The sequence below is a fragment of the Luteibacter anthropi genome (assembly GCF_023699965.1).
Classification (GTDB): Bacteria; Pseudomonadota; Gammaproteobacteria; order Xanthomonadales; family Rhodanobacteraceae; genus Luteibacter; species Luteibacter anthropi.
The window spans coordinates 3,454,909-3,468,242 of sequence record NZ_CP077072.1 but is presented as its reverse complement, the minus strand read 5'-3'; the positions used below and the strand labels follow the sequence as shown (position 1 = coordinate 3,468,242).

Genomic DNA, 13,334 nt, shown 5'->3' with positions numbered 1-13,334 from the left:
CTGCTTTCGCAGGAACGACGGGGCTGCCTCCTGCCCCTCAACAAAAAAAGGCCCGCCAGTGGCGGGCCCTTTGCGATGACCACCGGACGAAGCTCAGGCCTTGTTGGCAAACTCGCGAACGATCGGCGCAAGCTTCGGGTCTTCGAGCGCCATCGCCATGGTGGCGCGCACGAGACCGGCCTTGTTGCCGCAATCGAAGCGCGTGCCTTCGAAGCGATAAGCCAGCACCTTGCCATTGTCCTTCAACAGGTTTTCGATGGCATCGGTCAGCTGGATTTCACCGCCGGCACCCGGGGTGGTCTTCTCCAGATAGTCGAAGATAGCCGTCGGCAATACATAGCGACCGACCACGGCGAGGTTCGACGGCGCATCGGCGGGCTTCGGCTTCTCGACCATGTGCTTGATGACGGAGGAACGCTCATCCAGCTTCTGCGTGGCGTCGACGATACCGTACTTGTCGGTGTCCTTCTCCGGCACCTCCTCGACGGCGATCACGCCTGCCCCGTGAGCGGCGGCAGCCTCCGCCATCTGGCGCAGCGCACCCTTGCCCTTGTTCCAGATCAGGTCGTCCGGGAGCATCACGCCAAAGCGCTCGCCCTGCACCACCGACGAGGCGCGACGTACCGCATCACCCAGGCCAAGAGCTTCGGGCTGGGTGACGAAGATGCAGCGGACATGGCTCGGCAGGATGTCACGAAGGATCTTGAGCAGCTCTTCCTTGTGCTTCTCCGCGAGCTTCGCTTCCAGCTCGTAGGCCTTGTCGAAGTAATCCGCAATGGCATGCTTGTAGCGATTGGTGACGAACACCAGCGTGTCGGCACCGGCGTCGACGGCCTCGTCCACGGCGTACTGGATCAGGGGCCGGTCGAGCACCGGGAGCATCTCCTTGGCAACCACCTTGGTCGCGGGAAGGAAGCGCGTCCCGAGGCCGGCTACTGGAAATACGACCGTGCGCAGGGGTTGGGTCATGCGTTGTCTCCGTTCTCATTGCGTCGTAGCGGCACAACGTTGTCGCTCTGCGGCTCGGTCCAGCGGAAGGACGGCAGCAGCTGCGACACGCAGCGGCGCAGGGTATCTTCATCGAACTGCGCCACCGCCTCTTCGGCACGGGCCAGCTGGGTCTGCAACAGGTCCCACGACACCTGCCGGTGCTGGGCCTGGAAAATCTTGGCGTGCGTCGTGCTGGTGTAGTTTTCGAGGGGGTGGAACAGTTCCTCGAAGAGCTTCTCACCCGAGCGCAAACCGGTGTACACGATCTGGATGTCCGAACCCGGACGCTTGCCCGCCAGACGGATCATCTGCTCGGCCAGGTCGCGGATCTTCACCGGATCGCCCATGTCGAGCGCGAAGATCTCGCCACCCTTGCCGAGGCTCGCCGCCTGCAGGATCAGCTGACAGGCTTCGGGAATCGTCATGAAGTAGCGCGATATCTCCGGATGGGTGATCGTCACCGGACCGCCCTGGCGGATCTGCCTGCGGAACAGCGGCACCACCGAGCCGGCCGAGTCGAGTACGTTACCGAAGCGGACCGTAATGAAACGTGTAGACGTATGCGCGGCGAGGTTCTGGCACCAGATCTCCGCCATGCGCTTGCAGGCACCCATGACCGAGGTCGGGTTGACCGCCTTGTCGGTGGAAATCAGCACGAAGGATTCGACACCGCAGCGCACGGCCGCATTGGCCACCACGCGGGTACCGAGCACGTTGTTGCGGAAGGCCTCACGCAGCTGCCCCTGGAGCATCGGCACATGCTTGTAGGCCGACGCATGGAACACAATCTGCGGCTGGGTTTCCTCGAACAGGCGGTTGATCGCCACCGCCTCGCGGGCATCCGCCAGCACGCCGTTGAAGATGAGCTCTGGATAGGCCGAGGTCAGTTCCTGGCCGATCCGGTAGAGGTTGTACTCGGACATCTCCACCACGGTCAGCGACTGGGCGCCGAGCCGGGCAACCTGGCGACAGAGCTCGGAACCGATCGAACCACCACCGCCGGTCACCAGGACGCGGCGGCCGCTGACGTTCTCGCGGATAGCCGTCCAGTCCAGCTCGACCGCATCGCGACCCAGCAGATCCTCGATGGCCACTTCCTTGATCTCGTTGAACTGGGCGCGACCGGCCACGACGTCTTCGAGACGCGGAACCGTGCGGAACGGCAGGCCCGTGCTTTCGCAATACGAGACGATCCGGCGCATCTGCGCCGTGCTGGCACCGGGTACAGCGATGAGCAGCATCTGCACTGCCACGGCCCGCGACAGTTCGGCGAGCTGGTCGACCGTACCCAGTACCGGAACACCACCGATCTGCGCGCCACGAAGGGCCGTGTTGTCGTCCACGAAACCGATCACGCTGTAACGGCTGTCGCGACGAAGATCGCGCGCCAGTGCATCGCCCGCGCGATCCGCGCCCACGATAAGCACCCGCTTGGTCGGGGTGGACTGGAACAGGTCGATGCGGCTGTCCTTCCAGAAGCGGTAGCTCAGGCGAGGAAGGCCCAGCAGTACGACCAGCACCACCGGATACACCAGCAGCACCGAGCGCGGCACACCGTCCAGCCGCGAATACATGACCATGGCCAGGCCGATGATCAGCGAGCCGATCACCGTGGCACGGATGATGTTCCACAGGTCGGGCAGGCTCGCAAACCGCCATACGCCCTTATAGAGCCCCGTCCAGTTGAACACCGCGCCCTGCACCAGAAGCACGATGGGAAATTCCATCGGCAGGTAGGTGACCGGCTCCAGCGACGGCATCAGGGCATAGCGCAACGATTTGGCGATCCACCAGGCGAGCGCGGCCATGGCCAGGTCGTGGGCGACCACGGCGGTACGCGGGTGGATGATGCCGATGAACTTACGCAGAAACATGTCGCTCCCTTCGACGCAAGCAATAACGCTTGCCAGTACGCCAGACCGCTGCCCCTACCACATACGTTGCCACGAAACACAAGGGCCCCGCCTCGGGCAGGCGGAACGCGATCCATGCGACGGGAACGCAGACGAGAACGTTCCATGCCAGGTAGCCTGCGGCCACCCGCCGGTGGGACGAACCCCGTCTCACGAGCCACTGATAGAGGTGCTCGCGGTGCGGAGTGTACCAGCGCGCACCACGAAGCATTCGCACGAGCAGCGTCAAGGTGGCGTCGATGACGAAGGCCGACGAGAACACCAGGGCGGGCCACAGCAAGTTCGTACGACATGCCCAGAGCATCGCGGACATCGCGAAAACAAAGAGGCCCAGGGTGCCGCTGCCCACATCCCCCATGAAAATACGGGCTGGCGACCGGTTGAACCACCAGAATCCTGCGGATGCCGCCGTCATGGCCAGGCCGGCCCCCGCAAGCGCCTGGGATCCGGCACTCCAGGCCAGGGCCGCGCTGGCGGCACCAAAAAACATCGCCTGCTGGGCCGCCAGCTCGTTGATGCCATCCATGAAGTTATGCAGGTTGATGCACCAGACACCCGCCAGCAGCAGGGGCAGCGCCCACCAGAGGCTGGTCGTCGTCGCGGCCACGGCCACACATAGAAGCAGGGTGGCGGCCAGCTGGATGAACAGGCGGGGCCGGATCGGCAGCGAACCGTGGTCGTCGAGCCAGCCGATGGCGGCGACAGCCACCGTGGCCACCGTGAATGCGGCTACCACCGGGCCACCCGGCGACATGGGAAGCAGCAGAAGTGCTGCCGGCATGCCCACCAGCGCACCCAGGACGATACCGATACCACCACCACGCGGCGTGGGGATGGAGTGCGAGCGACGACGCCCCGGGGTATCGAGCATGCCCCGCCGCTGCGCATAGGCAATGGCGGCACGGACGCACAGGAAGGAAACGATGAAGGCAATGGCCGTACAGCCGGCCAGGGTCTGTACCCCATCCATGACCGGCAGCGTCATTCGTTGGCCACACCGTGGATGGGACGAACCGTGCCCCAGTTCTTGCAGCTCGGGCACTGCCAGTGATGGGCCTTTGCACCGAAACCGCAGCGGCTGCACCGGTACATGGCCTGCCCTTCCAGCAGCTTGCGGGTCAGGTCGCGGAGGATCAGGTAATTTTCGCGGGCTTCGCCGGACACCTTGTCCATGGTGGCGTCGATGAGCGCCATGAGTCCACGGACGGAGGGGCGCTTGCGCAGCTGGCCAGTGAGGAAGTCGATAGCCGTGCGCTCACCGTCCCTGCCCTCGTAGAGTCGCGTCAGCGCCAGTACCGGCGAAATGCCGTGATAGCGTTGCATGATCTCGCGCAGGAAGTCCTCCGCGCGATCCATCTGCTGTGAGCGCGAATAGCAAATGAGCAGTGGTGGCAGGATTTCGGGCACGAAAGCGATGTCGGCGGCAATGGCCGCCTCGTAGGAGGCAATGGCCGCCGGCATGTCGTCGTCTTCGGCCGAAAGCCGGCCGGCGATCATGTGGGCACGCACGCAATCCGCCTGGCAGGAAAAAGCCTCGCGCACGTAGTCACGGGCTTCCGTACGCGCACCGTGCAGACGCGATTGCTCGGCCAGCTCGCAATAGAACTGGGCGATCATGGCCGACTCGTCTTCGCCGGTCATGGCCTCCATGCGGCGCGCATGGTCGATGGCCTTGTGCCATTCGCGCTCGTGCTGGTAGATCGCAATCAGATGGCGCAAGGCCGACGGTGCCAGGGCGTCCATCGCGACGAGATCGGAGAACAGCGTCTCTGCGCGATCGAGCAAACCTGCGCGCATATAGTCTTCGCCCAGTTCAAGCAGGGCGATGGTCTTCATTTCGTCGGACAGCCCCTGTCGCGAGACCAGGTGCTGGTGAACGCGGATGGCGCGGTCTACCTCACCACGCTTGCGGAACAGGTTGCCCAGCGCGAGATGGGTTTCCACCGTATCGCGGTTGTATTCGGCCAGGCGCAGGAATACCTCGAGCGCCTTGTCCTGCTCCTCGTTGAGCAGGTAGTTCAGGCCACGAAAGTAATCGGAGGAAAGCTCGTTGACCCGCTCACCGGAACGCCGCGTATGCGTGCGACGGGCAAACCACCAGCCGGAAACGAAGGCCAGCGGGGGTATCAGCGCCAGCAGCCAGATAGGATTCATGCGGACTTCGCGCTGCCTGCCTTGCGGTCACCCAGTGCACGACGGCGCCTGCGCTGATGGGCGAAGGAAGTGCCCACCCATGCGGTGATGCCCCCCAGTATCCAGCCGATCAACAGGGCCACCAGCATGGCGGCACCCTTCGGAAGGGAGGCACGTGCGAAACCGAAATCGAAGGGAACGAGGTCGGCATTGAGCGCGCCGAAAACGATGCCGGCGGCGACGAACAGCAGCAGAAGGATGATGGCGATCAGACGCATCCGGGGACTGTACCCGAATCATGAATGGCGTGGTGTGCCGCGATTACGATTTCGTACAGGTTGACAAGGCCTGTTTACGGCAATGGATGGGCCATGGCCCACAGGGACATAAAAAAAACGCCGCGTCAGAACGCGGCGTCGTTTTCCAGGGCGAGATTCACGCGTTCGCGCAATTCCTTGCCTGGCTTGAAGTGCGGGACGTGCTTGCCGGGCAGAGCCACGGCATCGCCCGTCTTGGGGTTGCGCCCCATGCGCGGCGGACGGAAGTGCAGAGCGAAGCTGCCGAAGCCGCGGATCTCGATGCGCTCGCCCGTGGAGAGAGCTTGGCTCATCTGCTCAAGCACGCTCTTGACGGCAAGTTCCACGTCGCTGAAGGCAAGGTGGGTCTGGCGCCGCGCCAGCGCCTCGATGAGTTCCGACTTTGTCATGGGTCCCCTGTTTTCTTCTTTAAAGCTGAGGCTCGAGACTTGGATCTTGCATGAAGAGGGGCGGCGAACCGCCCCTCTTCCGACGATCAGGCCAGTTAGTCGGCCTTGTTCATCTGCTCCTTGAGGAGCGCGCCGAGCTTGGTCGTGCCACCGGCGGCGGACTGGTAGTCGGCCATGGTGTCGGCCAGATCTTCCTCGTCCTTCGCGCGGATCGACAGCTGGAGCTGACGGCCCTTGCGATCCATGCCGGTGAACTTGGCTTCAACCTGGTCGCCGACCTTCAGGTGCTGCGTGGCGTCTTCCACACGCTCCTTGGCGATGTCGTTGGCACGGATGTAGCCCTCGACGCCTTCGCCCAGGTCGATGATCGCGCCCTTGGCGTCGACTTCCTTCACGGTGCCGTTCAGAACGGTACCGCGCGGATTGGTCGCCATGAACTGACCAAACGGATCCTGCTCCATCTGCTTGATGCCGAGCGAGATGCGCTCGCGCTCCGGATCAACGGCCAGGACCACGGCTTCGACTTCGTCGCCCTTCTTGAAGTTGCGGACGAGGTCTTCACCCGAGGCCTGCCACGAGATGTCGGACAGGTGGACGAGACCGTCGATGCCGCCTTCGAGACCGATGAAGATGCCGAAATCGGTGATCGACTTGATCTGGCCGGAGACCTTGTCGCCCTTCTTGTGCATGGCGGCGAAGGCTTCCCACGGGTTCGAGCGGGTCTGCTTGATGCCCAGGGAGATACGACGACGCTCTTCATCGACGTCGAGGACCATGACTTCGGTTTCGTCACCGACCTGGACGACCTTGGCCGGGTTGACGTTCTTGTTGGTCCAGTCCATCTCGGAGACGTGCACCAGGCCTTCGACGCCCGGCTCGATCTCGACGAAGCAGCCGTAATCGGTGACGTTGGAGACCTTGCCGAACAGACGGCTGCCGACCGGGTAGCGGCGGGCGATGGCGACCCACGGGTCGTCGCCGAGCTGCTTCAGGCCGAGCGAGACGCGGTTGCGCTCGCGGTCGTACTTGAGGACGCGGACGTCCAGCTCGTCGCCGACGTTGACCACTTCCGACGGGTGACGCACGCGCTTCCACGCCATATCGGTGATGTGGAGCAGGCCGTCGATGCCGCCGAGGTCCACGAATGCGCCGTAATCGGTGAGGTTCTTGACCACGCCCTTGACGACCGCACCTTCGGTGAGGCGCTCAAGCAGCTTCTCGCGCTCTTCGGAGAACTCGGTCTCGACGACGGCGCGGCGGCTGACGACCACGTTGTTGCGCTTGCGGTCGAGCTTGATGATCTTGAACTCGAGGTCCTTGCCCTCGAGGTAGACCGGGTCACGGACCGGACGCACGTCGACCAGGGAACCCGGCAGGAATGCGCGGACATCCTTGATGTCGACCGTGAAGCCGCCCTTGACCTTGCCGGAGATCTTGCCGGTGATGGTCTCTTCCTTGTCGAACGCCTGCTCGAGGTCGTCCCACACCATCGAACGCTTGGCCTTCTCACGGGAGAGCTTGGTCTCGCCGAAGCCGTCTTCGAGCGCGTCGAGCGCGACCTTGACTTCGTCGCCCACTTCCACTTCGAGAGCGCCGTTTTCGTCCTTGAACTGCTCGATCGGAACGATGCCTTCGCTCTTCAGGCCGGCGTTGATCACCACCACGTCGTTGCGGATTTCCACAACGATACCGGTGACGATGGAGCCGGGCTTCAGCTTCGAAATGGCCTGCTGGCTCTGTTCAAACAGTTCGGCAAAACTTTCAGTCATGTTGATTCCAGGGTTATGAAAGGTCGTACCCGGCGCAGGCGTGCTTCTTGAACGCTAGCGGTCAGGGGACCCACCGGTTGTGGGTGCTCAGGGGAGATATCAAGTGTGCCCCCCGGCACCGTTGCCAAGAACCCATGCGCACTGCATGGGCGTTGTGCCGGACGCGTCAGGGACGCACCACGGCGAAAACCTTTGCCACCACCACCTCGATGGGCATGCCCGTGGTATCGACCACCACGGCGCCCTCGGCGGGCTTCAGCGGGGCGACCGCCCGCGACGCGTCACGCTCGTCGCGCGCCTCGATCTCTCGCTGAAGGCCTGCAAGTGTAACGCTCAGACCCTTATCCTTCAACTGCTTATAGCGCCTTTTAGCCCGTTCGGCCGCGCTGGCGGTCAGGAATACCTTGTGGGCGGCGTCCGGGAAGATCACCGTGCCCATGTCCCGGCCATCGGCGACCAGGCCGGGGGCCTTGCGAAAACCCAGCTGGAGGTCGACCAGGGCCTGGCGGACGGAGGGGATGACGGCAATGGCCGAAGCGGCCGCCCCGGCGGTCTCGGTGCGCAGTTCGTCCGTGGCATCGTGGCCGTTCACCAGCACATGCGTCTCACCGCCGTCGGGACTGGCCTGGAAGCGGATCTTCACGGTCTGGGCGCAGCGGGTGACGGCGTCCACGTCGGAGAGGTCGATACCCTGCTCGCCTGCGGCGTAGCCCACTGCGCGGTACAGAGCCCCGGAATCGAGCAGGCGCCAGCCGAGCTTCTCGGCCACCAGGCGACTGATGGTGCCCTTGCCGGACCCGGAAGGCCCGTCGATGGTAAGGACGGGAACGACCGTCGGGTGGGCCATGGGGAATACCTCGCTCGGGAAACCCGCATCATATCGTCGTGGACAGGGTTGGGAGGGCGTGGTAGCGGCCCTGGGGGCAGGCGCGGCCTTGTTACGGGGGCTTGCGGCGTGCGTGGATGTTCCAGCTTCGCCGGTCGCGCGCAGGCGCGCTCCTACAGGGTGGGGGGGCGGTGGCTCTGGGGGTGTCGCCACGGCCGGTTGCGCGCAGGCGCGCTCGGCGGCCCGGCTTGTGTAGGAGCGCGCCTGCGCGCGACCGGCGAAGCCGAAAAACCCCACCCAATCCGGCCGCCCCTAACGCCCAGCCTCCCAGACCGCCACAGGCAACCCACCAAACACCGCGGCCGCCGGGACCACCCCGCCTTCCAGCTGGCCCTCGACCAATACCCCACGCCATGCCCGCTCAGGCAGCGCGAGGGTCGTGCCCTCCCAGCATTCAACCGGAACCTCCGGCGTATCGGCCCCCGCCAGCCACGGCGCCAGATGCCGCCCCACCGCCACGAACAACATCCTTCCCCGATGCTCGCGAAGAAAGGCCAGCACATGCCCCGCCCCAGGACCCTGCGCCTCCACCGGGCGATACCCGCCTTGAGCGAACAGCGCCGGATGCGTCTTGCGCAGGCAGAGCAGCCGATGAATCACGGCCTGCTTGACCACCCCGTCATGCCACCCGGCCAGCGCATCGAGCGGCGCCCCATCCCGCGCCATGGAACGTGAACGCGCCTCGAAATCCACCGGCCGCCGGTTGTCGGGGTCCACGAGACTGAAGTCCCAGTAGTCGGTGCCCTGGTAAAGATCAGGCACGCCAGGCATCGTCAGCCGCAGCACGACCTGGGCCAGCGCGTTCGCCACACCCGGCACCGCGATGTAACTGGCAAAAGCCCGCAACTCGGCCGCAGCCTCCCCCGAGAGCATCGCCCGGAGGAAGTCCTCGCAGGCGTCTTCATAGGGTTCGTTCGGCGACGTCCAGCGCGTCCAGCGCTTCGCCTCGCGCAAGGCCTTGCGCTGCCAGGCGGCGATGCGCGTGGCAAACGCCTCCAACCCGTCTTCGTCGCTCACTTCCAGGTCGAACGGCCACGCTCCCACCAGCATCTGGTAGAGCATCAGCTCATCGGCAGCCGAAGGCGCCATGCGCCCCTCCGCCCGACGCCGGAACGCTTCGTGGCGCATGCGCCAGCGCTCCACGGTCGGCACCCAGCGTGCAGCCACTTCCGAAAGCACGGCCAGCCGGGCCCGGAGATCTTCGCCTCGCTTGTGATCGTGGGTCGCCGTGGTGAGCAAGGTATGGGGGAAGGTCTCTACCCGCTCGATAGCGAAACGATGAAAGGCCTCGACCGCTAGCGCGAGATGCGCCGCATCCACGCCCACCTCGTTGCGCGACAACAGGCGCCCATAGCGGTAGCCCGCCGTGTCTTCGACGGCCTTGGCGGCCACCGGCGAGGTCGCCTGCTGGAACACGGCGATGGCCCGCTCCCGCGCCCGGCGTACCGGGCCGGGCGGCAGGCTGCGCGGCGCTTCACCACCGAGCCACGTCGCGACCAGGTACAGCAGGTCCGCATCCTCTCCGCGCACCGTGCGCTGGGCGCCCTCCACCGCCCGGGCGAAGACCGCCTCGTCGACGGCATCACGCCCCGCACCACCGACATAGGTGCGATACACGGGAAAATGCACCAGCAGTTCCACCAGCACACGACGGATCGCCGCGAGGGATACATCCCGGGTCACCACGGAAGCCCTCGCCGAAGCGAACAAGGCACGGGCGGTACGCTCCAGCTCCGACTCGAAGCTGTCGACCAGGATCTGTCGCCGCGCGCGGACCGCCTGCGTGGCGAAGTCGGCACCGTCACCGGTCAGGCTGCGCCACAGTCCACTGAGTGGCGCCTCGCCTTCCTCGTCGTGGAGCACGGCGGAGACCTGGTCCATGAATTCGTAACCCGTGGTGCCATCCACGCGCCAGTCGCTACGCAGGCTCTCTTCCTCGGCGAGAATCTTCTCCACGACGATATAGGCCGCATCATGCGGCGCGTCCTTCGGGCGCTGTGACCGCAACCGCTCGAAACGATGCCGCAACTGCCGGCAATAGCGACGTGGATCAGCCAGGCCATCCACGTGATCGCAGCGAACGCCGTCGATCAACCCTTCCGCATACAGCCGGAAAATAGTGCGGTGCGTGTCCTCGAACACCGCCGTGCGCTCGATGCGCAGGCCAACGAGATCGTTGATATCGAAGAAGCGCCGGTAGTTCACCATGTCGCTGGCAAGCTTCCAGAATGCCAGGCGATAGTGCTGTTTCTCGATCAGTGCATGCAGCCGGGCGCGACCTTCGTCGTTACCGGGATCGTGCTGCGCCGGCGCATCGTCCGTCAGGTCGCGCACCGAGGCGGGCGACAGCGGAAGGTAATCGTCATACAGGCGCAGCATCCACTCGCCATGCCGGCGCACCAGATGCAGGTGACTTTCGCGAAGCGTCTGCTCGTATCCCGCACCCAGCACGGGCAGCAGCAGTCGTCCACGCAGCAGTGGATCGGGCGACTGCCAGTCGATGTCGAAGTGTCCGGCGTAACGGCTGTCGCGGCCATGCTGCAGCACGTCCATCCACCACGCATTCTCAGGACCGGTGCCCATATGGTTGGGCACGATGTCCACCACGAGGCCCATGCCATGCTCGCGTAGCGCCCCAACGAGGCGACGCAAACCCTCTTCGCAACCTATTTCAGAACTGACTTCGTTGCAATCGACGACATCATAGCCATGCGTGGAACCCAGCCTTGCCCGCAGGATCGGCGATGCATAAAGATGGCTCACACCCAGTCGCGCATAATACGGCACCACCTGCGCCGCATCGTCGAAGGTAAACCCCGCATGCAGTTGCAGACGCGCAAGGGACCTGGGCGGGCTCACGTACGATTCCGTGTCTGGTCGATCGTCGCGCACACGGCATGGGCGATGGGTCCGTCGAACAGCCGCGCCGACGAATCGGGCATGCGTCGACGCCAGTTCGGATGAATGGCATCCGTGGGGCCCGGCAGGTTGGGCTGTTCATGCAGGCCCAGCACATCCTCCACCGGAAAGATCGCCAGCGGGGCCGGCGTCTGCGCCACATGTTTCGCGGCAGCCACCACCACCGGTGAGATATCGTCCGGGGCCGGGGGGGCATCGGCGTTCCAGGCAGAACCCGATGCACACAAGGCACTCCACAGGCGGTGTCTCTCGGTCTCGCGCTGTGCGGCCTCGTCCACGTCGGGATCATCGAGTCCGGTGCGCTTGCGCCATTCCACGTCGCGCCCGCTCCACCAGCCGGCCACCGTCGCGATATCGTGCGTGCTCGTGGTAGCCATTGCGTTGTCCGACCATTCCTCCGGCGCGATGAAACCGCCATCGGCTGCGCGCTCGAACCACAGCACGCGGATACCGAGCACGTTCTTGTCGCCAATGCTCTTGCGGAAATCCGACGGTACGGTGCCCAGGTCTTCGCCGATGATGATGGCCCGATGCAGGTGGGATTCCAGCGCAATCAGTCGCAGCAGGTCGTCCAGCGGGTAGCGCACATAAGCACCTTCGGTCGCCCCTGCCCCTTGCGGCACCATCCACAATCGCTTCAGCCCCAGCACATGATCGATGCGCACGCCACCCGCGTAAGCCAGGGCCGCACGCAGCATGCCGATGAATCCGCGGAATCCTGATTCGCGCAGGCCGCGCGGAGAGAAGGTTGTCAGTCCCCAGTCCTGTCCCAACCGGTTCAACGCATCCGGTGGTGCTCCCACCGAAAGGCCATGGAAGACCTCTGCCTGATGCGCCCAGGCGTGGCTTCCGCCCGCGTCGGCACCGACCGCAAGATCGGCCACGAGACCGATACCCATCCCCGCATCCCGCGCGGCCTTCTGTGCATCGGACAGCCCCTGCGCGGCCAGCCATTGCAGCCATGCATGGAAGGCCACCTCGCGCGAATGCTCGCGGGCAAACGCAGCGACCTCGGCACCCGCCGGGTCACGAAACGCCTCCGGCCACCCCTGCCAGCCACCCGGCCGGCCATGCGCGGTGAAGTCCGCATGCAGGGCCTCGAAGCGGGCATGCCGCTCCAGGGGCTCGCCCTGTTCGCGGCGGAAGGCGGCGAACCGTTCGGAATGATTGAAGTCCACCGACGCCCATTCGTAGACCGATCGCAGGATCGTCATCCTGGCGCGCGCCGCGCGTGGCCAGTCGATCAGCTCCAGCCATTCCAGTTCGGCCAGTTCCTGCCGCAGGTTGTGCGTATCGATCACGGCGCGCACGGTCTGCTCGCCACTGGTCCGGACCGGATCGATATAAAGACTATTGAGGAACAGGCGGCTCGACGGTGCATACGGGCTGTAACGCTCCGGCGCGGCAGCGAACAAGGCATGCACAGGACTGATCGCCAGCGCATCGGCACCCTTCTCGGCAGCAGCCCGTACGCATAGCTCCAACGCGGTGAAATCGCCAAGTCCGCCATCGCCGGGACGACGCAGTGCCGAAACCTGGGCAGCCATGCCCCAGGCACGACGCATGCGCGGGATTTCGCCGACACCCAGCGCCCGCGCCGGCGCAACGGCAACCGTCACGTCCTGCTCGTCCAGCAGCAAGGTGTAGTAGCCCGGCACCGCAGGTGCCGGAATGGATGCGCCGCCCGAAGCCACCTCCCCTTCTCCCACGGCAACATCGTCGGCACCGATAAGTTTCCAGCGACGTCCGCGGGGCAGCGGCGGCAGGTGGATTTCGCCGGCCACGTCGGCCGTGACCAGCCGGGGCAGCGTACGCCCGCTACGCTCGCCCTCGATGCGATGCAGGCTCGCATCGATGTCGTCCTTCGTGTCGGCCGGCAGGCCCAGTGCCCGGAGCACGGCGCGCAAGGTGTCAGGGGGTGTCGTTCGGGGCCTGTCCAGCGCATCGCGCCAGTTCACGTCCACGCCCGCCTGTTCGGCAAGCAGGACCAGACGATCGTCCAGGGGGGCATTCACGGC

At 65.1% G+C, this 13,334-nt stretch carries 10 protein-coding genes; all 10 read right to left on the bottom strand.

The window, feature by feature from the left end; translation table 11 throughout:
- Positions 1 to 93: 93 nt before the first annotated feature.
- On the bottom strand, positions 94 to 969 hold the full coding sequence (locus tag KR767_RS15005) for a UTP--glucose-1-phosphate uridylyltransferase (RefSeq protein ID WP_250876830.1): 876 nt from the start codon (positions 967 to 969) through the stop codon (positions 94 to 96).
- Positions 966 to 2,864, bottom strand: a complete 1,899-nt coding sequence (locus KR767_RS15000) for a polysaccharide biosynthesis protein (protein WP_166948546.1) — start codon at positions 2,862 to 2,864, stop codon at positions 966 to 968. The genes KR767_RS15005 and KR767_RS15000 overlap by 4 nt, the downstream gene beginning before the upstream one ends.
- Positions 2,851 to 3,888, bottom strand: coding sequence for an MraY family glycosyltransferase (locus KR767_RS14995; RefSeq protein WP_243853184.1), 1,038 nt, complete (start codon positions 3,886 to 3,888; stop codon positions 2,851 to 2,853). The genes KR767_RS15000 and KR767_RS14995 overlap by 14 nt, the downstream gene beginning before the upstream one ends.
- Positions 3,885 to 5,057, bottom strand: a complete 1,173-nt coding sequence (lapB, locus tag KR767_RS14990) for a lipopolysaccharide assembly protein LapB (RefSeq protein ID WP_166948548.1) — start codon at positions 5,055 to 5,057, stop codon at positions 3,885 to 3,887. Before lapB ends, KR767_RS14995 begins: the two co-directional genes overlap by 4 nt.
- Positions 5,054 to 5,314, bottom strand: a complete 261-nt coding sequence (locus KR767_RS14985; protein WP_250876829.1) for a LapA family protein — start codon at positions 5,312 to 5,314, stop codon at positions 5,054 to 5,056. Before KR767_RS14985 ends, lapB begins: the two co-directional genes overlap by 4 nt.
- 125 nt (positions 5,315 to 5,439) lie before the next feature.
- Positions 5,440 to 5,742: an integration host factor subunit beta gene (locus KR767_RS14980; protein WP_166948552.1), complete on the bottom strand. Its 303-nt coding sequence runs from the start codon at positions 5,740 to 5,742 to the stop codon at positions 5,440 to 5,442.
- 95 nt (positions 5,743 to 5,837) lie between these two features.
- The gene (gene rpsA, locus KR767_RS14975) at positions 5,838 to 7,511 is read right to left on the bottom strand and encodes a 30S ribosomal protein S1 (protein ID WP_166948554.1); all 1,674 of its coding nucleotides are present in this window, start codon (positions 7,509 to 7,511) and stop codon (positions 5,838 to 5,840) included.
- Between the two features lie 166 nt (positions 7,512 to 7,677).
- A complete protein-coding gene (cmk, locus tag KR767_RS14970; RefSeq protein WP_166948556.1) occupies positions 7,678 to 8,358 on the bottom strand; it encodes a (d)CMP kinase in 681 nt (226 codons plus the stop codon).
- A gap of 291 nt (positions 8,359 to 8,649) precedes the next feature.
- Positions 8,650 to 11,256: a malto-oligosyltrehalose synthase gene (gene treY / locus KR767_RS14965; RefSeq protein WP_250876828.1), complete on the bottom strand. Its 2,607-nt coding sequence runs from the start codon at positions 11,254 to 11,256 to the stop codon at positions 8,650 to 8,652.
- Entirely contained in the window at positions 11,253 to 13,331 is a 2,079-nt protein-coding gene (gene malQ / locus KR767_RS14960; protein ID WP_208392537.1) for a 4-alpha-glucanotransferase, read from the bottom strand. Before malQ ends, treY begins: the two co-directional genes overlap by 4 nt.
- Between the last annotated feature and the right edge of the window lie 3 nt (positions 13,332 to 13,334).

Bases quoted from the DNA above. Each gene is read 5' to 3' on its own strand.
- KR767_RS15005 (WP_250876830.1), bottom strand. From the start codon at position 969: ATGACCCAACCCCTGCGCACGGTCGTATTTCCAGTAGCCGGCCTCGGG.
- KR767_RS15000 (WP_166948546.1), bottom strand. From the start codon at position 2,864: ATGTTTCTGCGTAAGTTCATCGGCATCATCCACCCGCGTACCGCCGTG.
- KR767_RS14995 (WP_243853184.1), bottom strand. From the start codon at position 3,888: ATGACGCTGCCGGTCATGGATGGGGTACAGACCCTGGCCGGCTGTACG.
- lapB (WP_166948548.1), bottom strand. From the start codon at position 5,057: ATGAATCCTATCTGGCTGCTGGCGCTGATACCCCCGCTGGCCTTCGTT.
- KR767_RS14985 (WP_250876829.1), bottom strand. From the start codon at position 5,314: ATGCGTCTGATCGCCATCATCCTTCTGCTGCTGTTCGTCGCCGCCGGC.
- KR767_RS14980 (WP_166948552.1), bottom strand. From the start codon at position 5,742: ATGACAAAGTCGGAACTCATCGAGGCGCTGGCGCGGCGCCAGACCCAC.
- rpsA (WP_166948554.1), bottom strand. From the start codon at position 7,511: ATGACTGAAAGTTTTGCCGAACTGTTTGAACAGAGCCAGCAGGCCATT.
- cmk (WP_166948556.1), bottom strand. From the start codon at position 8,358: ATGGCCCACCCGACGGTCGTTCCCGTCCTTACCATCGACGGGCCTTCC.